Origin of the sequence: Enterococcus sp. 9D6_DIV0238 (assembly GCF_002174455.2) — a bacterium.
Lineage (GTDB): Bacteria > Bacillota > Bacilli > Lactobacillales > Enterococcaceae > Enterococcus_L > Enterococcus_L dunnyi.
On sequence record NZ_CP147246.1, the window covers coordinates 227,769 to 248,439 of the forward strand.

The 20,671-nt window shown below is 38.5% G+C and carries 20 protein-coding genes; 18 read left to right on the forward strand and 2 right to left on the reverse strand.

The genetic code is table 11. The features are described from left to right. Positions 1–162: 162 nt before the first annotated feature. Positions 163–1,374: a 30S ribosomal protein S1 gene (rpsA, locus tag A5889_RS01080; RefSeq protein WP_087640040.1), complete on the forward strand. Its 1,212-nt coding sequence runs from the start codon at positions 163–165 to the stop codon at positions 1,372–1,374. Between the two features lie 113 nt (positions 1,375–1,487). On the opposite strand, the gene A5889_RS01085 is transcribed toward rpsA, so the two are convergent. Then, a complete protein-coding gene (locus tag A5889_RS01085; RefSeq protein ID WP_087640041.1) occupies positions 1,488–2,264 on the reverse strand; it encodes a helix-turn-helix transcriptional regulator in 777 nt (258 codons plus the stop codon). A 204-nt stretch (positions 2,265–2,468) separates the two neighbouring features. Here A5889_RS01085 and A5889_RS01090 point away from each other — a divergent pair, with 204 nt between their 5' ends. The 6 genes from A5889_RS01090 (at position 2,469) to A5889_RS01115 (ending at position 9,160) form a co-directional block, all read left to right on the forward strand. Further along, a complete protein-coding gene (locus tag A5889_RS01090) occupies positions 2,469–3,809 on the forward strand; it encodes an aldehyde dehydrogenase family protein (protein ID WP_087640042.1) in 1,341 nt (446 codons plus the stop codon). Positions 3,810–3,991: 182 nt separating this feature from the next. Next, positions 3,992–5,302, forward strand: a complete 1,311-nt coding sequence (der, locus tag A5889_RS01095; protein WP_087640043.1) for a ribosome biogenesis GTPase Der — start codon at positions 3,992–3,994, stop codon at positions 5,300–5,302. 247 nt (positions 5,303–5,549) lie between these two features. Then, a complete protein-coding gene (locus A5889_RS01100; RefSeq protein WP_010761417.1) occupies positions 5,550–5,825 on the forward strand; it encodes an HU family DNA-binding protein in 276 nt (91 codons plus the stop codon). Positions 5,826–6,300: 475 nt separating this feature from the next. Further along, on the forward strand, positions 6,301–7,365 hold the full coding sequence (locus A5889_RS01105; protein ID WP_087640044.1) for a hypothetical protein: 1,065 nt from the start codon (positions 6,301–6,303) through the stop codon (positions 7,363–7,365). Further along, positions 7,352–8,611, forward strand: coding sequence for a tetratricopeptide repeat protein (locus A5889_RS01110; RefSeq protein ID WP_087640045.1), 1,260 nt, complete (start codon positions 7,352–7,354; stop codon positions 8,609–8,611). The genes A5889_RS01105 and A5889_RS01110 overlap by 14 nt, the downstream gene beginning before the upstream one ends. Positions 8,612–8,620: 9 nt before the next feature. Further along, entirely contained in the window at positions 8,621–9,160 is a 540-nt protein-coding gene (locus A5889_RS01115) for a ReoY family proteolytic degradation factor (RefSeq protein WP_087640421.1), read from the forward strand. A 57-nt stretch (positions 9,161–9,217) separates the two neighbouring features. Here A5889_RS01115 and A5889_RS01120 read toward each other — a convergent pair whose 3' ends face one another. After that, entirely contained in the window at positions 9,218–10,108 is an 891-nt protein-coding gene (locus tag A5889_RS01120; protein ID WP_087640046.1) for a YitT family protein, read from the reverse strand. A gap of 162 nt (positions 10,109–10,270) precedes the next feature. On the opposite strand from A5889_RS01120, the gene A5889_RS01125 reads away from it, so the two are divergent. From A5889_RS01125 to aroA, 11 genes are all read left to right on the forward strand, one after another. Next, positions 10,271–10,618, forward strand: a complete 348-nt coding sequence (locus A5889_RS01125; protein ID WP_087640047.1) for a nucleotide pyrophosphohydrolase — start codon at positions 10,271–10,273, stop codon at positions 10,616–10,618. Then, entirely contained in the window at positions 10,611–11,399 is a 789-nt protein-coding gene (dapB, locus tag A5889_RS01130) for a 4-hydroxy-tetrahydrodipicolinate reductase (RefSeq protein WP_087640048.1), read from the forward strand. The genes A5889_RS01125 and dapB overlap by 8 nt, the downstream gene beginning before the upstream one ends. Next, positions 11,396–12,607: a CCA tRNA nucleotidyltransferase gene (locus tag A5889_RS01135; RefSeq protein ID WP_087640049.1), complete on the forward strand. Its 1,212-nt coding sequence runs from the start codon at positions 11,396–11,398 to the stop codon at positions 12,605–12,607. The genes dapB and A5889_RS01135 overlap by 4 nt, the downstream gene beginning before the upstream one ends. A gap of 5 nt (positions 12,608–12,612) precedes the next feature. Then, complete coding sequence (locus A5889_RS01140) at positions 12,613–12,984, forward strand: thioesterase family protein (RefSeq protein WP_087640050.1); 372 nt, start codon at positions 12,613–12,615, stop codon at positions 12,982–12,984. 81 nt (positions 12,985–13,065) lie between these two features. Further along, positions 13,066–13,518, forward strand: coding sequence for a hypothetical protein (locus tag A5889_RS01145; protein ID WP_010772458.1), 453 nt, complete (start codon positions 13,066–13,068; stop codon positions 13,516–13,518). A gap of 470 nt (positions 13,519–13,988) precedes the next feature. Further along, complete coding sequence (gene aroE / locus A5889_RS01150; protein ID WP_087640051.1) at positions 13,989–14,858, forward strand: shikimate dehydrogenase; 870 nt, start codon at positions 13,989–13,991, stop codon at positions 14,856–14,858. A gap of 29 nt (positions 14,859–14,887) precedes the next feature. After that, positions 14,888–15,910: a 3-deoxy-7-phosphoheptulonate synthase gene (gene aroF, locus A5889_RS01155; RefSeq protein WP_087640052.1), complete on the forward strand. Its 1,023-nt coding sequence runs from the start codon at positions 14,888–14,890 to the stop codon at positions 15,908–15,910. A 68-nt stretch (positions 15,911–15,978) separates the two neighbouring features. Then, on the forward strand, positions 15,979–17,040 hold the full coding sequence (gene aroB, locus A5889_RS01160) for a 3-dehydroquinate synthase (RefSeq protein ID WP_087640053.1): 1,062 nt from the start codon (positions 15,979–15,981) through the stop codon (positions 17,038–17,040). A gap of 12 nt (positions 17,041–17,052) precedes the next feature. Then, positions 17,053–18,219, forward strand: a complete 1,167-nt coding sequence (aroC, locus tag A5889_RS01165) for a chorismate synthase (protein ID WP_087640054.1) — start codon at positions 17,053–17,055, stop codon at positions 18,217–18,219. 28 nt (positions 18,220–18,247) lie between these two features. After that, positions 18,248–19,345 (forward strand): prephenate dehydrogenase, encoded by a 1,098-nt coding sequence (locus A5889_RS01170; protein WP_087640055.1) that lies wholly within the window; start codon positions 18,248–18,250, stop codon positions 19,343–19,345. Between the two features lie 32 nt (positions 19,346–19,377). Beyond that, positions 19,378–20,661: a 3-phosphoshikimate 1-carboxyvinyltransferase gene (gene aroA / locus A5889_RS01175; RefSeq protein WP_087640056.1), complete on the forward strand. Its 1,284-nt coding sequence runs from the start codon at positions 19,378–19,380 to the stop codon at positions 20,659–20,661. Positions 20,662–20,671: the final 10 nt, after the last annotated feature.

Below are 20,671 nucleotides of genomic sequence, written 5' to 3' on the forward strand. Positions count from 1 at the left end.
AGGATATAGTTTCTTTGTCTTTAAGCAAGAAAATTTCTTCTTCTCTGAAAGAAAAAAAAGAAAATGAGAGAAATCGCTTTATTTTTTCTGGAAAATCCCGTACTATTAAGGGAGTAGGTCAGTTTTTTACGAATTTTTGGTGGCATAGGAGGATTAGTATTCATGACAGAAGACAAACAAATGGAAAACAGCAATGAAACAATGGAAGATGTAATGAACAGCGTCCAAGAAGTAAACGTTGGCGACATCGTTAAGGGTGAAGTACTTGCCGTTGAGGACAAACAAGTGATTGTTGGTATTGAAGGCGCCGGTGTTGAAGGCGTAGTTCCCGCTAAAGAGTTATCTACGACTCAAGTAGAAGATATCAATGAATTAGTTAAAGTCGGTGACATATTAGATTTAGTAGTCATCACATCAATCGGTAAAGATAAAGAAAATGGCAGTTATTTACTTTCAAAACGCCGTTTAGATGCTAAAAAAGTTTGGGAAGAGATCGAGCAAGATTTCCAAGCTGGAAAAATCATCGAAGCCCCTGTTACAAATGTTGTAAAAGGCGGTTTAGTTGTTGATGTTGGTGTACGTGGATTTGTTCCTGCATCAATGGTTGAAGATCATTTTGTAGATGATTTCTCTGAATACAAAGGGAAGACGTTGACGTTCAAAATCATTGAAATCGAACCTTCAGAAAATCGTTTGATTTTATCTCATAAAGCTGTTGTTGAAGCTGAAAAGGAATCAAAGAAAAAAGATATTCTAGCAACATTGCATGATGGTGATATCGTGGATGGTAAAGTTGCTCGTTTAACTGATTTCGGTGCATTTATCGATTTAGGCGGTATTGACGGATTGGTTCATGTATCAGAAATTGCTCATCAGCATGTCGGTAAACCAAGCGATGTTTTATCAGTTGGAGATGATGTGAAAGTCAAGATCCTTTCGATCAATCCAGATGAAGAGCGTGTTTCATTATCTATCAAAGAAACATTGGCAGGACCGTGGGAAGATATCGAAAATAAAGCAGCTGTCGGCTCTGTTCTTGACGGAGTTGTTAAGCGTTTAACTAGCTTTGGTGCATTTGTTGAAGTTTTCCCTGGTGTGGAAGGCTTAGTGCATATCTCTCAAATTTCGCATAAACATATTGCAACTCCTCATGAAGTACTGCAAGAAGGCGATGCGATCCAAGTAAAAGTGTTAGAAGTCAATCCTGAAGAACATCGTATTGCTCTAAGTATTAAGGCATTAGAAGCAAAACCAGAATCTAAAGAAGAACCAAAAGATGTTGAAGATTATGAACTTCCAGAAGAAAATACTGGATTCACAATGGGTGATATCTTAGGTGATGCATTAAAAGGTCAGGACACAGACTCGGAATAATTTTTCAGTCTGAAGGTAGAGTATAAATGCTCGGTCTGATTTTTATCACCGTTTATCAAGAATATAAATCCACGATAAAACTGTTTTCTAGTTTTATCGTGGATTTTTTTTGTTCATTGATAAATAATTCTTAAATCAGCTGGGGTATGTTCCCCATGATACTGTTTACGAAATTGATGAGGCGATTGTCCCACTTTTTTCTTGAATAATTTACTGAAATAGGTTGAGTCTATATAACCGACTGTTCCTGAAATTTCAGTAATAGGCTCCTCTGTTTTCATCAATAGCTGTTTCGCTTTTTCAATCCGATAAGCAGTTAAATAATCAATGAAATTCATTCCGACAGCTTCTTTAAAGAAGCGACTGACATAGTGACGATTTAGGTGCATGATGTCAGCTAAGGTGGTCAAGTTGATCTCCTCATTATAGTGTTCGTGAATATAATCTAAGATAGTATTGATTTGTTCTTTAGCTAAAACAGTTGGTTTATTATTTAATATATCCATGAGTGAAACTTGATTTAAGGATCTGACACAACGGTCGATCGCAACTTTCAATTCATCAAAATCAACGGGTGTAAGTAAATAGTCGATGACTCCACAGCGCAGAGCCTGATGAAGGCTTTGAAAGCTCTCGTGTTCAGTCAAAATGATCACTTTGATATTCGGCAAAGTTTGAACTATTTTTCGTTTCACAATAAATCCGTCGATGTCCAAATGGTCAATCGAAATCAACAAAATCTCAGGTAAAAATTCTTCTGTGATTTTTAGTGCTTCTACTTCAGTTGTAGCTGGAGGTAGGATTTTTATATTCATGAAAGAATCGTTGATCGATTGTTGAAGCATCGATTGTTCCTGTAGATCATCACTGACAATCAATAGTCGGCACATAAACAAACCCTCATTTCTTTGTGAAATTTATTTTACAACCTTATCATACATTGAATAAGTAGCGCTTTCAAGTGTAATTCTTTGTGAAAAAATTACAGAAAAAAGTAAATATTGTCCATAATCTTCTTAAATTTGTCCCTAACAAATTGGCTAAAATAAATTAAACTCTATTTGTAAGCGTTTAAAAAAGAAGGGGTGGCCGATATGACAGAAGAAATCAAAGTAAAAGAAATCGAAACTCTTGTTGAGACAGCAAAGAGTGCGCAAAAGAAGTACGAGCACTTTACGCAGGAACAAGTAGATGCGGTTGTTAGGAGTGTTTACCAAGCTACGCTAAAGAATGCAGAAAAATTAGCTATTGCAGCAAATGAAGAGACAGGATTTGGGAAAGTATCTGATAAAATCATCAAGAATACTTTTGCAAGTGAACAAGTGTATGAGAGCATCAAAGATTTAGCGACAGTTGGAATCATCAATCGCCTTGAACAGGAAAAAATCATCGAAATCGGTATACCTTTAGGAGTGGTTGCTGGCTTGATTCCATCAACAAATCCAACGGCAACGGTCATTTTTAAATCATTGATTGCTCTAAAAACTGGAAACGCAATTATTTTTTCACCACATCCGAAAGCATTGAATGCAATTTTATTAGCTGCTGAAATTATTGAAAACGCAGCTGTTGCTGCTGGCGCGCCGGCAGGTTTGATTCAAGTGATCAAAGAGCCCACTTTAGAAGCAACAGGAGCTTTAATGAAGCATCCGGATGTCTCTTTGATTCTTGCGACGGGTGGCAAGGCAATGGTCCAAGCAGCTTATAGCTCGGGAAATCCAGCAATTGGTGTAGGGCCTGGCAATGTTCCTGTATTGATCGATCACTCTGCAGATATTAATCATGCAATAAACTGTATTGTCAGCAGTAAAACTTTTGATAATGGTATCATTTGCGCTTCAGAACAGGCTTTGATCGTGGAAACATCTGTCAAAAATGAAGTTATTGAACAATTAAAAGCGAAGGATGCTTATTTTATGAATGAGGAAGAAGCGGCTAAAGTCAGCCGTTACATTTTGAGAGAGACAGGCACTCTGAATCCTGAAATAGTTGGAAAAAGTGCAGTCGATGTAGCGGAATTAGTAGGTATTAATGTACCAGCAAGTACCAGTATTTTAATTTCAGAACAGACAGAGATCGGTCGGCACAATCCATACTCTAGAGAGAAACTAACACCGATCCTAGGGTTGTATACTGTAACTTCTTTCAAAGAAGGTGTCGATACATGTAAAGCTTTACTAGCAAATGAAGGAACAGGTCATACTGCTGTTCTTCATACGACAACGGATGCGAATGCGGAAACGTTTGGTTTAGAAATGAAAGCCTCTCGTATTTTAGTCAATACACTTGGCGCTTTAGGCGCAATCGGAGCGACGACAAAACTGGCACCTTCGATGACTTTAGGCTGTGGTGCCATGGGCGGCAGTAGTACAACGGATAATGTAACAGCACGTCATTTGATGAATATCAAACGTATAGCTTATGGTGTAGAATGATCGATCATTAGAAGAATGACAGGGATAGTTGAACGGTACTGTAATTAATGACAAATGAAGTCATTTGTACAGTACCGTTCTTTTTTCATCTTTAAACATATATTTCACTAGTTTTTCTTGCATCTTCGACAGGCATTAGGTAAACTAGTAAAGATTGAAAACTTGTCAAGGAGGTAGTTTGAATGGCAAATCCAACAATTGCAATTGTCGGTCGCCCGAATGTAGGAAAGTCGACGATTTTTAACCGTATAGCTGGTGAACGAATTTCTATCGTTGAAGATACACCAGGTGTCACCAGAGACCGTATTTACGCCACAGGAGAGTGGTTAGGTCGCGAATTTAGTATAATCGATACAGGTGGTATCGATCTTAGTGACGAGCCGTTTATGGAACAAATCAAGCATCAGGCAGAAATCGCGATCGAAGAGGCCGATGTCATCATTTTCGTTGCCAGCGGCAGAGAAGGCGTGACAGATGCAGATGAACTTGTAGCAAAAATTTTATACCGTAGTAAAAAGCCAATCATTTTGGCTGTGAATAAAGTCGATAACCCAGAAATGCGTAATGATATTTATGAGTTTTATGCGTTAGGATTAGGAGATCCATTTCCAATTTCAGGAAGTCACGGACTTGGTATCGGTGATGTACTGGATGAAGCAGTTAAGCATTTTTCAACTGAAATCGAAGAAGAAGAGGAAGGCATAATCAAGTTTAGCCTGATTGGACGTCCGAATGTAGGGAAATCCTCATTGATCAACGCAATTCTAGGTGAAGAACGAGTGATCGTTTCTGATATTGAAGGCACGACGAGAGATGCCATCGACACACACTTTGAATCTGAAAATGGGCAAAAGTTCCTGATGATCGATACAGCAGGAATGCGTAAACGCGGAAAGGTCTATGAAAGTACTGAAAAGTATAGCGTAATGCGTGCGATGCGTGCGATCGAACGTTCAGATATTGTTTTGATGGTTCTAAATGCGGAAGAAGGTATTCGTGAACAAGATAAAAAAGTTGCCGGTTATGCACATGAAGCTGGCCGAGGCATCATCATTGTCGTCAATAAATGGGACACGTTGAAAAAAGAAACAAATACCATGCGTGATTTTGAAGAAGAAATTCGTGATGAATTCCAATATTTGGACTATGCACCGATCATTTTCGTTTCAGCTGTAACGAAGCAGCGTTTAAATAAGCTGCCTGAGCTGATCGAAACTGTCAGCATGAACCAAAACCTACGAATTCCGTCAGCGTTATTGAACGACGTAGTGATGGATGCGATCGCGATCAATCCAACACCGACAGATAAAGGGAAACGTTTGAAAGTCTTTTATGCTACACAAGTGGCTATCAAACCGCCAACCTTCGTGATTTTCGTGAATGAAGAAGAATTGATGCATTTTTCTTACGCACGCTTTTTAGAAAATCAAATTCGAAAAGCATTCACTTTTGAAGGAACACCGATCAAAATTATTCCAAGAAGACGGAAATAGCGCATTTTACCACACTTTTTTCAAATGTACAAACAAATTCATTGAGTTCTAAAAAAAAATGACATTTTTTGAAAAAACTGGTTAAAAAGCATCAAAAACCTTGCTATTACAAGCTTCCTATGATATCGTGATAACAGAATATTGAACCAAATCAATATTTGTACGTCATTTTTGGACCACTCAAAAATGAACGTAAATTCGATATCTATTAGATATCCTATCCCTTGTGGAGGAGGTGAAATAATCCATGGCAAATAAAGCAGAATTAATCGAAAACGTTGCATCTTCAACTGGTCTAACTAAAAAAGACGCAACTGCAGCAGTGGATGCTGTATTTTCAACAATCCAAGAATCTCTTGCTAAAGGTGAAAAAGTTCAATTAATCGGTTTTGGTAACTTTGAAGTTCGCGAACGTGCGGCTCGTAAAGGACGTAACCCACAAACTGGTAAAGAAATTCAAATCGCTGCAAGTAAAGTACCTGCGTTCAAACCAGGTAAAGCCTTGAAAGATGCTGTTAAATAAGACAGTTCTTAGAACCCTTGATATTCAGGGGTTCTTTCTTTATTTTGGAATGATAAAAAGCTGAGATAAGTGCTGCTTCCATAATAGATGGATATTGACAGCATTTATCTCAGTTTTTTAAGGATAAGGAATAATTAGTTATGTCAAAAACAAGTTTTCCTATGAACAGTTAAAGCGACTAATTATTCAAATTAGATCGAATCACTATGCTCCTAGAAATTTGTATGTTTAAGGAGTGCGCTAAAGTCCACATCATACATTTTCTTTGAAGCAATTTTATTATAAGTTGCATATGAGAATTTTATATGCTGGAAAAAGGAATATTTTGTAGGGAAATATGAATCAATAATGTCTGTTCTTTAAGAAACCCTAAAGAAGCATTATTATTGGGTCAAAGTGATCGTTTGGGAAAATAGTCCTCCCTCTTTATGTTTTCCAGCAAATAATGGTAGAATAAAGAAGAGGGGTGACAGCGATGGAGTTCACTTATGCAAAGAATGATCAAGAAACCACGATTACATATGGAAAAACCTTCGCTTCTCAGCTCAGAGCAACGACGGTGAAGGCTACACATGTTTTTTTGATCACCAATCAAAGATACTATGATTGGTTTGCGGATAAATTTATTCAGTTTTTTGATGAGGGACAGGAGATCGATTGGTTTATTTGTAAGAATGATGCGCATTGCAATAATATGAACGAACTTGAAAGTCTTCTCACGTTTATCGCAGATTTTGACCAGCAACAGGACTTCTTGTTTTTAGGTATCGGAAATGAAGGAGTAATTCAATTGACTAGTTTTTTGCACAGTACCTCAGTGCTGACATCGACCTGCTGGTTACTCCCTTTATCAGTTCGTGCACTTAGTAAGAGCTTACTTGGTGATGCTGAAATAGAACTAAGCAATCATCCTGTATTAAAAAATACAGTGCTCCCGGAACAAATTATCTATGATCATACGCTGATCACAGACCATGGGGATGGAAAATTGGTAGATTTTCTGATTTTTATCCGATGCGGTATTGTGCGAAGTCATGATTATTTAAGAGTCCTTTTTAAAAACTATAATGATCGTTCAAAATTAAATCAGCAGTCATTTGCTGCTTTATTGAATGAAATGATTCATTATTATGAGATAGATGGACAAAAAATAGATCAGTTTGGTACACTATTCGAGCACGGCTTTTCTGAAGCAGCCAATGGACATCTTTTATCTAGAAATATGAAGCGTCTTTTAGGTTGTTTATTACAGTTACTTTGGGCACAGAAAATTAGTGGTTTTTCTTTTCATTATAAAAATTTTGTCATCTGGTTGATCCACTTAGGCTTTCCTGTCGATTTTCCAGAACAAATTTTGACTAGCGATTATGTGGAAGGGATTTTGACCTGTGTTGACCGTGGAGAGCGGGCACTTTTGTTAAGCGAAATCGGCAATGGGGATCAGCTTGAAAAGCCAAAAGCAGAAGACTTGTTACAGACTGTTGAACAATATAGACGAATAATAAACGAAATCAGAGGGCAGAACGATGACAACATATAGCGAAAAAATGCTACAAGCATTACATGAAGATGACTTAGCGCAAGCGCAATTGATGCTTGCAGAAGCAATTAGAAAAGATGACGATGATACTCTTGCAGATTTAGGTGAAGAGTTGTTGTCATTAGGTTTCCTAGAAGAAGCAAAATTGATTTTTGACCATTTACTATCGATTTTCCCAGATGCGGAAGGATTAAATATTCCGTTGGCAGAGATTGCGATCGAGAATAATTTGATCGATGAAGCCTTTGAATATTTAGAAAAAGTAACGAAAGACAGTGATAGCTATGTTCAAAGCCTGCTTGTTACAGCAGATTTATATCAAGTGATCGGTATTCCGGAAGTCAGTGAAGCAAAATTGAAGGAAGCACAACAGATTTTACCGAATGAACCACTTATTTTATTCGCTTTAGGCGAGTTATATTTTGTAAATGGACAATTTGGTGAAGCTGTAGAAGCCTACACTACTCTGCTTGAGGAACAAGTAACAGAAATTTCCGGAGTTTCGATCAATGAACGCCTTGGAAGCTGTTACAGTATGACTGGTGAATTTGAAGAAGCTATTCCCTACTTGGAAAAGGCTTTGGGAGAAGGGCAGACAGATGAGCGTCTATTTCAGCTTGCGTTCACGTATTTACAGCTGCACGAAAATCAAAAAGCTATTGCATTGCTGCAGCAATTGAGAGCTTTAAATCCTCATTATCAGTCGTTGTATCTTTCATTAGGGGAAGCGTTACAAGAAGAGGAACAACTTGAAGAAGCTCAAAGCGTTTTGACAGAAGGAATCAAAGAAAATCCATTTCAAGTTGATTTATACCATCTTGCTTCTGAAAATGCTTATCGTTTACATGATACAGAACAAGCAGAAGAGTTATTGAAAAAAGCTCTAGAACTTGGGGAAAAAACAGATGAAACGCTTCTTACCTTAAGTAATTTGTATTTAAATGAAGAACGCTTTGATGAAGTTGTCGAAGTCGTTCAAAAGATGGAAGAACAAGGACATCCATATGCTGAATGGAATCTCGCTCATGCATATAATGAACTGGAAGAATTTGCATTGGCAAAAGTTCACTACGAGCAGGCATATCAAGAGCTTAACCACGAACCTGATTTTTTGAAAGAATATGCGGTATTTCTACGTGAAGAAGGTCAGTTGGAAAAAGCGAAGGAATTATTACAGCATTATCTCCACCATGAGCCTGGTGATACAGAAGCACAATCATTACTGGATGATATAGAAGAAAGATAGGTGATGACGATGTTTGTCAATGTCTCTGATAAGAAAGAATTTTTACTTTGGTTAGTGAACAACGTTTCTTTTAGTCAAAGAGAAGTTTTATGGATCTTGAATTATTTGATCAACCATGAAGCGATTTTAAATAATGTGCATTTTGTTGAGCATGCAGATAAAGCGGTGCGAGGGATAAAAGTCACATCAAAGGAAATGGAAGATGACCCTATTATTTTATTTCTTTCAGGAAAAGAGTTTACAGATACGGATCAGATTTTTCATGAAATTCGAATGAACTGGAAAGAGGCCCTGTATATTGAATGTATATTCGATGGTTCTTGGCAAAATAGCCAATATTTATCCATTTTGGAGGATAATCCGTATGCTCGCTGGAATGAACAGGTCAGTGAAGAAATCGTGAGAAATATCAATACTTTTTTTGCTCAAGAAGAAAAACAAGCTAAAATCGACTTATTGTATAGTCAAATTGATTTAGCGTTGGAAGATGATAATTATGAAGCGTTTCTTGAATTATCAGACGAACTGAATCATTTGAAAAATTCATGATAAATATTAAAAGGAGTGAAACGAAAGGCTTGACCCTTTGCTTCACTCCTTTTAAAGTCAATTTAAGACCTTTTTCTTTTTGAATAATGTTTTAGTTGGACGGGCATAAGTAAAGCCTTCACCAATGGCCTCATGAACATTGATGACTGAGATGAACGCTTTCGGATCCAGTTCATGAACGATTCGTTTGATTTCCATCAATTCACTTGGACTAACGACCATATAAAGCACTTTTTTCTCTCCCTGAGAGTAACCACCTTGACCATTCAAATAAGTAACACCACGTTCTAAAATAGCCATAACGACTTCACCAATATCTTCTGTATGATCAGAAATGACCAACATCCCTTTTGCAGCATATGCTCCATCCAGCACAGAATCAACCACGCGGCTAAATACAAACGATACGATCAGTGTATACATCATTCGTTTAACATCAATGTAACTTAGTGACAGAACAAGGACTAAAATATCAAAAATCAGTAATGAGCGTCCCATGCTGACCCCATAATTCTTTTCTAAAATCCGAGCAATAACATCTGTTCCACCAGTGGTTCCGCCAACACGATAGACAAAACCGCTGCCTAAGCCTGCAGCTAACCCCGCAAGTAAAGAGGCAATCAACAAATCGTGATCTAGATTAACTTCGATCGGGAAACGTTGCCATAGCCATAAGAAAACGGATAAAGAGACCGTTCCTAAAATAGTATAATAAAATGAATGTTTACCAAGAACTTTGCCACCGATCAAAATCAGTGGAATATTGATGATCAGCGTTGAGTACGCTGGATCAATATGAAATAATGCTCGTAAAATCAAGGTGATCCCTGTCACGCCGCCTTCGGCTAAGTCATTTGCAATATTGAAAGTAACTAAACCAAACGCATAGAGGCAGGTCCCGGCTAAAATCAGCAAAACGTCTTTCATATAAAATTTCTTTTCTTCCATAACTCCACTCCCTAACAACACAAGATTTAGCTATTATTCTTTATGATAAGTTGTCTATATCCAGTACTCACTTTAGCATTCTACAGATAAAACAACAAGTAGAACCTTTCCAGATCACAAAGTTTTTGATAAGATGAATAGAGTAAGAAAGGTTGCGATAAAATGAAAGAGAATAAACAGTCATTGTACTCGATGCAGCAAGAAGTCGATGCGTATATCCAGCAATTTAAAACAGGCTATTTTTCTCCATTGAGTCAGATGGCTCGTTTGACTGAAGAGGTTGGGGAACTAGCAAGAGAAATCAACCACTATTATGGCGAAAAGCCTAAAAAGGCAAACGAACAGCCAAAAACAGTTACCGAAGAATTAGGAGATGTATTGTTTGTGACGATGATCATGGCCAACTCTCTAGATATAGATTTAACAGAAGCATTTCAAAAGAATATGGAAAAATTCAATCAGCGAGACAAATATCGTTTTGAACGAAAGGATGGTCAGACAAATGATTAAAGTGTTAGTAGCAGGTTTCAAAGGGAAAATGGGCGCTACAGCGACCAAAATGGTGTTAGACCATGAGGATTTTGAATTAGTAGGTGTATTAGATCCGTTTGAGGAAAAAAATCATCTGAATGAATTAGCTGAATATAAAGGGAGCGATGTCCCTATTTTTAAAAATAAAAAAGAAGTAGTATCTGTTAAGCCAGATGTGTGGATCGACTTTACTATTCCAGCAGTTGCCTATGAAAATACTCGTTTTGCGATCGAAAACCACATTTCACCAGTAGTTGGAACGACGGGGTTAACAGAAGAACAACTGTCTGAATTAACGACGCTCTCTAAAGAACTTAAAGTCGGTGGGTTAATAGCACCTAATTTTGCTGTTGGTGCAGTTTTGATGATGCAGTTTGCTCAAAAGGCGGCAGCGTATTTTCCAGATGTGGAAATCATCGAGCTTCATCATGATAATAAGCTGGATGCTCCGAGCGGAACTGCACTTAAAACAGCTGAAATGATGAGTGAAGTTCGTCAAAAGAAAACGCAAGGACATCAAGAAGAAAAAGAGCTGCTCGCCGGTGCACGAGGCGCAGATTTTGATGGGATGAAAATCCATAGTGTGCGCTTGCCGGGATTGATCGCACATCAGCAAGTTCAATTTGGCGGTGTTGGTGAAGGATTGACGATTAGACATGATTCTTATGACCGTAGCTCGTTTATGACTGGAGTCGCTTTAGGTTGTGAAAAAGTGATTCATTTAGACAAATTAGTTTATGGATTGGAAAATCTTCTATGAAATTAGAGATAGTTCCAGATGAATTTATCAAAGCATCTGATATTTTAAAAGAAATCCATTCGCATGGATATGAAGCTTATTTTGTTGGGGGCAGTGTTCGTGATGCTTTATTAGGTCAAGAAATTCATGATGTAGACATTGCTACTAGTGCTTACCCAGAAGAGATCAAGCAAATATTTAAACGGACGATCGATGTTGGGATCGATCATGGAACGGTTCTAATATTAGTAGGCGAAGAACAATATGAGATTACGACTTTTCGAACGGAATCTACCTACCAAGATTATAGAAGACCGGACAAAGTTACTTTTGTCCGTACACTAAAAGAGGATCTGAAACGACGTGATTTTACGATCAATGCATTGGCAATGACTGTCGAAGGTGAAATCATTGATTTATTTGATGGTATGTCAGATCTGAATCAGCAAATCATTCGAGCAGTAGGAAACCCGAAAGAACGGTTTCATGAAGATGCTTTACGTATGATGCGCGGTTTACGGTTTGCCAGTCAGCTTGATTTTTCGATTGAAGATAATACTCTAGCTGCGATCCAAGAATTTCATTCGTTACTTGAAAAAATCTCGGTGGAGCGGATCGCTGTTGAGTTCAGCAAATTGTTATTAGGGAAAAATAGACGGGCTGGAATCTTACCTTTTGTCGAGACGGAATGTTATCAATATTGTCCAGGATTAAAACAATCAGGTGACGCTTTACTAAGGTTTGCTGATTTCCCAGAACGAAGGATAGAGACGGAAGCGCAAGCGTGGACATTACTGATCAAAACGATCGGGCTAAAAGAAAATGACCTGCGCAGCTTTTTAAAATCATGGAAGCTTTCCAATCATTTACTTCAGGAAGTACAACAATTATTATATGGTTTAGAGCAACGTCTCATTGCTGATTGGCAAGCCATCGATTTGTTCGATTTAGGATTAGAAGCGGTCGTATCCGTTGAAAAACTATTGTTTTATTACAACCAAAAGAGTAAAATTGAAGAAGCAAGTAAACTATATTTAAGTCTACCTATCCATGATCGGAAAGAGCTAACCATTACAGGCAATGACCTGATGAAGTCTTTTGACAAAAATCCTGGAAAATGGTTGGGTGATCTAATTCAAACGATCGAGAGAGCGGTTGTTGATGGACAGGTTGAAAATACGCGGGAAGCATTACTTTCTTTTGCAAAAGACAACCTTGAGAAGGAGTGAGCGCCATGGAAAAATTTTCTAAGTCGTTTATTGTCAGTCAAAAAGATACTGCAAAAGTGATCGGATCAGGTGATCTAGATGTTCTTGCAACACCTGTATTGATCACGATGGTTGAAAATACAGCTAAAGACTTCTTGGCTAAAGAGTTGACACCAGAAGAAACGACAGTCGGTACGATGATCAGTGCGAAACATTCAAGACCTTCAAAAGTAGGAGCTGAAATTTTCGTTCATATCAAGGTTGAAACAAGGGGGAAATCTAAAGTCGATTTTTCTTTTGAGGTTTTAGACAATGAGCAAGTCGTAGCTTCTGGAACACATCAAAGAGCTGTTATCTTAACAGATGTATTTTTAAGCAAATTAGCGCTTTCTAAATGATGAAGCGAATAGAGTGACCTAGTTTAAAAGTTATGCTAAACTTAAAAATGTATAAAATATTTTAGTGAGGAGACTTATATCATGAGTAGAGAAATGACAGGATTGAAGTTTTATTTTAGAAATGGTGAAACATGGACGATCGGACGCCGTTTTATCGGAGACCTATGGATTAAACAAATCACGACAAGTTTTGGTCGCATCCACGGAAGCGAATTTATGGAAATCCATCCATGTGAAGGCTTTAAAATCGAAATTTTCCAAGAAGGGGATCATGTTCAAACACATGACATCAACCTTGGTGGATTAGAATTAGGTATGTTCGCCCGTGCCTTAAAATATGAAGATATTGAACGTATGGAAATTTTATACAAAACAGGTACACCCGACTTAGTATACTTCCCATACAAAGACAAAACTGACGAAGGTTTAGACAACGTATACCAATCAACTAAAGTCAGCGAAAAAACAAAAAGCTTGTATATCGTGATCGATCCAACACAAACAGTTGATGATGTTTATGGTGAAGAGCTTTAATAGTAAATGATCTAATGAAGAGGCAAATCTCATAGTTTTGCCTCTTCATTTTACGATCGAAAATAATTAGAAAAATAAGAAAATTCAGATAAAATGAGTGGCTGTTTTAAACATGCCAGAAAAAAATTGTTGACACTTATAAATTTGAGGTATATACTAAAAACAATTCTTAAATAAATCAGTTACGGAGTGATTCATATGACAAGCATGAAGCATAACCAATTACAACTGAATAATTATTACTTTAGCTATTTTAGATGAGTTTGTGTTCATGAACATTGTGGATGCAAACAGACGCGTTTGTATCTATGATGGCTAGGGAATTTTGAGATGACTTTCAGCCGCGTAGATGAGAAATCTATAGTGGCTTTTATTTTACCTATTTTTTTGCAAGGTGTTCACTGTAGATTTTTCTGAAAATTTACGTGAACCCTTTTTTTGTTGAAAAGATTGTTAGAGGAGGAGATGAGTTGGGCAATAAAATTACAGGAAATACGAGGTTGACTGCACTATTTGCCACACCGGCTCGACATAGTGTTTCGCCAATGATCCATAATACAGCATTTCAGGCATTAGGGATCGATGCTGTATATCTAGCTTTTGATGTTGGGACAAGTAGTCTTGAAAGGGCGATCGATTCAATCAAAAACTTAGATATGCTAGGTGCCAATTTATCGATGCCGAATAAAATTTTAGCGGTTGATTACATGGATGAGTTAAGTGAGTCGGCCCGATTGATCGGGGCGATCAATACGATCAAAAATGACAATGGTCGACTAATTGGCCACAATACGGACGGCATCGGCTTTTTAAAAAGCCTAACAGATATGAATGTCAATATTATTGGTCAAAAAATAACCATTCTCGGAGCAGGCGGAGCGGCAGCAGCTATCATAGCACAAGCAGCACTGGATGGGGTTAACGAAATTGCCGTATACAACCGCAAAAGCCCTTCATACGAAAAAGCTCAATTGAAGTTAAAAGCCATCGCTGAACAGACGGGTTGCAGTATTATTTTAAATGACTTGGCTGACGAACAAGCTTTAGCTAAAGATATCGAAGAAAGTATTTTACTGTTAAACACAACTTCTGTTGGGATGAAACCATTAGAGAAAGCAACACCTATTCAAGATTTTTCAGTTATCCGATCCGATTTAGCAGTTTATGATGCTATTTATACACCAAGAGAAACTGAATTTTTAAAGCAAGCACGATTACGTGGTGCAAACACTGCAAATGGCTTGGGAATGCTGCTTTATCAAGGAGCAGAAGCATTTAAAATATGGACTGGACAAGAATTACCTATTGAACTAGTTAAACCCATTATTGAGAATATATAAAAAGAACGAAACTAGAGGAGAGAATTAGAATGATCGTAATCATGAAATCAGAAGCAACGAAAGCACAAATTAAATCAGTGATTGAACGCGTAAAAAAAGAAGGACTTGAGGTCCATTTAAGCGAAGGAAAAGAACAAACGATCATTGGATTGGTCGGAGATACACGTAAAATGCAAGATGTAGCGTTTAACAGCTATGATGGAGTAGAAAATGCAGTAAGAATCTCTTTGACCTACAAATTGACAAGTCGTGAGTTTCACCCAGAAAATACAATAGTCGATGTAGATGGGGTAAAAATCGGTGACGGAAGCATGACAATGATGGCTGGTCCTTGCTCGATTGAAGGGCTGGATCAAATCCGTGAATGTGCTAGAATCGCTAAAGCTGGCGGCGCGACTATTTTGCGCGGAGGTGCTTTTAAACCAAGAACATCTCCATACGCATTCCAAGGCTTGGAGGAAGAAGGGCTAAAATACATTCGTCAAGCAGCAGATGAACTAGACATGAAAGTCATCACAGAAGTAATGGATGAAGCGCATATCGATATGGTAGCTGAATACAGTGATATCTTACAGATCGGTGCCAGAAACATGCAAAACTTTAAGCTGTTAGAAGCAGTTGGGAAAACAGGAAAACCGATTGGTCTGAAGCGCGGGATATCTGGTACAATTGATGAGTGGTTGAATGCTGCTGAATACATCGCGGCGCAAGGTAATTTTAATGTGATTTTCATTGAACGTGGGATTCGGACATACGAAACAGCTACACGAAATACGTTAGATTTAAGTGCAGTGCCGCTAATCAAAAAATTGAGCCATTTTCCGATCATCGTTGATCCTAGTCATGGGGTAGGTATTTGGGATCTCGTTCCGCCAATGGCTCGTGCAGGTGTTGCAGCTGGTGCTGATGGTTTGATCGTTGAAATCCATCCAGATCCAGTCAATGCTTGGTCAGATGGTCCACAATCGCTAAATGAAAAAACATACATGCGAATGATGAAAGAAGTGCATATCATGGAAAAAGCGATGAAGGAAATCAATGCATTAGACTAATCCAAAAAAAGAAGGCAGAATGTTCCAGGACGGTCATTCTTCCAATCAAATACAGGAGTTGAACGAAAATGAAATTGACTGTAACCTTACCAAATCATTCCTATGATTTGACGATTGAAAAGGGCTTGTTGACTGAAATAGGTTCATGGGCTGCGACTATTTGGTCTCCGCAAAAGGTTGTTATCATAACTGATACGAATGTTCAGCCTTTATATGGAGCTCAGGTTGAGACAAGTTTGAAGAATGCCGGATTTGAAGCAGCAACATTTGTTATAGAAGCTGGAGAGCAAAGTAAGTCGTTAAAAGTCGCTGCTGAGCTATATGACTTTTTAGCAGAGGAAGGTTTAACTAGAAGTGATGGGATCATTGCCTTAGGTGGAGGTGTGGTCGGTGATTTAGCCGGATTTGTAGCATCGACTTATATGCGCGGACTGCACTTTTTACAAGTGCCGACTACTTTGTTGGCTCAAGTTGACAGCAGTATCGGCGGCAAAACAGCAGTCAATACATCTAAAGCAAAAAATCTAGTTGGAACATTTGCTCAGCCAGATGGCGTTTTGATCGATCCAGACACCTTGAATACATTGGAAGTCCGTCGCGTTCAAGAAGGAATCGCTGAAATCATCAAATCGGCGGCAATTGCTGATAAACAACTTTGGCAGCAATTAGCTGCTTTAAAAGATGAACATGACTTATTAGCCCATGCAACTGAAATTATTGCAGCTTGCTGTAAGATCAAGAAAAAAGTTGTAGAGGAAGATGAGCTTGATAACGGTGTACGACTGTTGCTAAACTTTGGACACACGATTGGTCATGCATTGGAAAATACAGCTGGTTATGGTAAGTTGACTCATGGAGAAGGAGTAGCTATCGGGATGCTTCAAATTACTCGTATAGCAGAGCAAAACGGGTTGACACCTGTAGGGACAACGGAACAATTGAGCCAAATGATTCAAAAATTTCATTTGCCTACTTCATCTAAAAATTGGGACAAACAAGCACTGTATAATGCATTGACGCATGACAAAAAAACACGTGGCGGGAAAATCAATATTATTTTATTAGAATCAATTGGTGAAGCTAAGATCGTTCGTATGCCGATTGAAGAAATGAAGAGTTATTTAGACTAGGGAGGAATAGATATGCGTTTTATTACTGCAGGAGAATCTCATGGACCAGAATTGACAGCAATCATTGAAGGTTTGCCAGCCGGTATGCCTTTATCACCTGAAGATATCAATTTTGAATTGGCACGAAGACAAGGCGGATATGGGCGCGGCGGCAGAATGTTGATCGAAAAAGATCAAGTGAAAATCACATCTGGTATTCGACATGGCAAAACACTGGGATCGCCAGTGACGCTAGTCGTTGAAAATAAAGATTGGAAGAACTGGACCTCAGTTATGTCTATTGAAGAAGTGACTGAAAAAGAAAAGAAAATTCGTCGTGTCAACAAACCAAGACCAGGACATGCAGATTTAGTTGGCGGAATCAAATATCAACATGACGATCTTAGAAATGTTTTAGAGCGTTCCTCAGCGCGTGAAACAACGATGCGTGTCGCGATCGGTGCTGTCGCCAAAAAATTATTGAAAGAGCTGGATATCGAGGTAGCTGGTCATGTGGCTGTTTTGGGCGGGATCAGAGCTGAAATCCCGGAAAATCTGACTGTTTCTGAAATCCGTGAGCGCTCCGAACAATCAGATGTTCGAGTGTTAGATCCTGAGGTTGAAGAAAAAATGCGAAACTTGATCGATCAAACTAAGAAAAACGGAGATACGATCGGTGGAGTTGTTGAAGTCATCGTTGGCGGAGTGCCGATTGGTTTAGGTAGTTATGTCCAATGGGACCGGAAACTAGATGCTAAAATTGCTCAAGCTGTTACGAGTATCAATGCCTTTAAGGGTGTTGAATTTGGTATCGGTTTTGAAATGGGCAGTCGTCCAGGGAGTCAAGTCATGGATGAAATCGTCTGGGATAAACAAACTGGATATACTCGGACATCAAATAATTTGGGCGGTTTTGAAGGCGGAATGACCAACGGTATGCCGATTATTGTTAGAGGGGTGATGAAGCCGATCCCAACGCTCTACAAACCATTACAAAGTGTCAATATCGACACGAAAGAGCCATACAAAGCAAGTGTGGAACGTTCTGATAGCACTGCTGTCCCAGCTGCCAGTGTTGTTTGTGAAGCTGTCGTTGCAACAGAAGTTGCTCAAGCAATGCTTGAAAAATTTGGCAGTGATGCCTTTGAACAAATGAAAGAAGAGGTTTCAGCATATCGTCGTTATACTCAATCGTTTTGATCAAAAAATAAGTGGAGAGTGACACGATATGAAAAAAAGAGTAGTAATTGTTGGATTAGGATTGATTGGCAGTTCTATAGCATTGTGTATCAAAAAAATACATCCTTCAGTAACGATCATTGGTTTAGACAAGGAAGAAACTTCGGTGGCTTTTGCTTTGAAAAGGCAGATCATCGATCAAAAAGCGGATTCATTAAAAGAAGCAGCTGCCAAAGCGGATATAATTTTTTTATGTACCCCAGTCAAAAGTACTTTAACACAACTAGAAATTTTAAGTAGTGCAGACCTTAAAAGTGGTGTGGTGATCACAGATGTCGGCAGTACAAAAAAAGAAATCGTAGCTAAAGCCCGATCATTAGGACTAGATTCTTTTATTGGCGGTCATCCAATGGCTGGTTCACACAAGTCCGGAGTAACAGCAGCTGATGAAGATTTATTTGAGAATGCCTATTATATCCTCACAAACTCAGATCAAACAAATGCGAAGAATGTTCGACAATTGCAGGAATTACTGCAGGGAACCAGAGCAAAATTTGTCGTTTTAACAGCAGAAGAACATGATCAAATCACAGGAATGCTTAGTCATCTTCCACATATTATTGCTGCAGGTTTAGTGAACCAAAGTAAGCAATTTAATGAAGAACACCCTCGGTCTAAGCAATTAGCTGCAGGTGGTTTCAGAGATATTACGAGAATTGCTTCATCAGATCCGCAAATGTGGACAGATATTTTATTAAGTAATAAAGAAGCGCTGTTGGACCTAATGCATCTTTGGCAAAAGGAAATGACACAAGTGGCTGACTGGATCGCTTCTGAAAATTCTGAAGCTATCTTTCAATTTTTCTTTGAGGCAAAAGAAACGAGAAACCAGCTGCCTGTCCATAAAGAAGGGGCGATTCCGGCATTCCATGATCTGTTTGTAGATGTACCGGATGTTCCAGGTGTGATTGCTGAAATCACGGGCTTACTAGGAAAAGCGGAACTGTCATTGATCAATTTAAAAATTCTTGAAACACGAGAAGATATTTATGGTATTCTACAATTGACGTTTAAACGACAAAAAGATGTAGAAGCAGCCAAAGAATATATAGAAAAACAAACAAATTATTTATGTTATGAAAAATAAGTATGAAAATAGTTAAATCAAGGAGGGATATTTTGGAACTAGTAGTGAACCAGATTGGATTGAATGGAGAAATCGATATACCTAGCGATAAATCAATTTCTCACAGAAGTATTATGTTCGGAGCGATTGCAAATGGGAAAACAACGATCAAGAATTTTCTGCGTGGTGATGATTGCTTAAGTACACTAAAAGCCTTTCAAGATCTTGGCGTTTTGATTGAAGATGATGGTGAAACAATTACCGTTCATGGAAAGGGAATTTCCGGTTTGACCCAAGCAAAAAAAGCAATCGATGTAGGAAATTCTGGAACAACGATCCGCTTGATCACCGGAATTTTAGCTGGAACAGATTTCAGTACGGAATTATTCGGTGATCACTCCATAGCTAAGCGTCCGATGAATCGAGTGATGCTCCCCATCAATCAAATGGGAGCAGAATGTTCTGGACATGATGGTACAGAGTTTCCACCGTTGACGATCAAAGGCACAAGAACATTGAAACCCATTCATTATCAAATGCCGGTTGCTAGTGCACAAGTCAAGTCAGCTATTTTATTTGCAGCACTGCAGGCGCAAGGCGAGTCAGTAATCATTGAAAAAGAAAAGACGCGAGATCACACTGAGGATATGATTCGTCAATTTGGCGGTGAGATTGCAATTTCAGGCAAAGAAATTCGCATTAAAGGACCGCAAAAACTGACTGGTCAAGAGATAAATGTCCCAGGAGATATTTCATCCGCTGCTTTTTTCCTTGTTGCAGGCTCCATCATTGAAAATAGCCGAATCATTTTGAATAATGTCGGATTGAATCCAACTCGGACGGGTATTCTTGAAGTCATTGAACAAATGGGTGGTAAACTAACCGTAGAAGAAACTGGTAATAAAGAAAACAAAGCGGGCAAACTGATTATTGAAACAAGCGATTTAAAAGGGATCGAGATCGGTGGAGAAATCATTCCTCGTTTGATCGATGAATTACCGGTTATTGCTCTTTTAGCAACACAGGCACAGGGAACAACGATCATTCGCGATGCGGAAGAATTAAAAGTCAAAGAAACAAATAGAATTGATGCTGTAGCAACAGAATTGAACAAAATGGGGGCTTCGATCGAACCTACCGATGATGGATTGATCATCCATGGAAAGACACCGTTACATGGGGCAAAAGTGACTAGTTACGGGGATCACCGAATCGGGATGATGTTACAGATCGCAGCGCTTTTAGTTAAATCTGGTACTGTTGAACTTGAAAAAGCAGAAGCCATTTCCGTTTCTTATCCAGCCTTTTTCGATGATTTAAACAAGTTGTATCAATAGGCGGTGATAT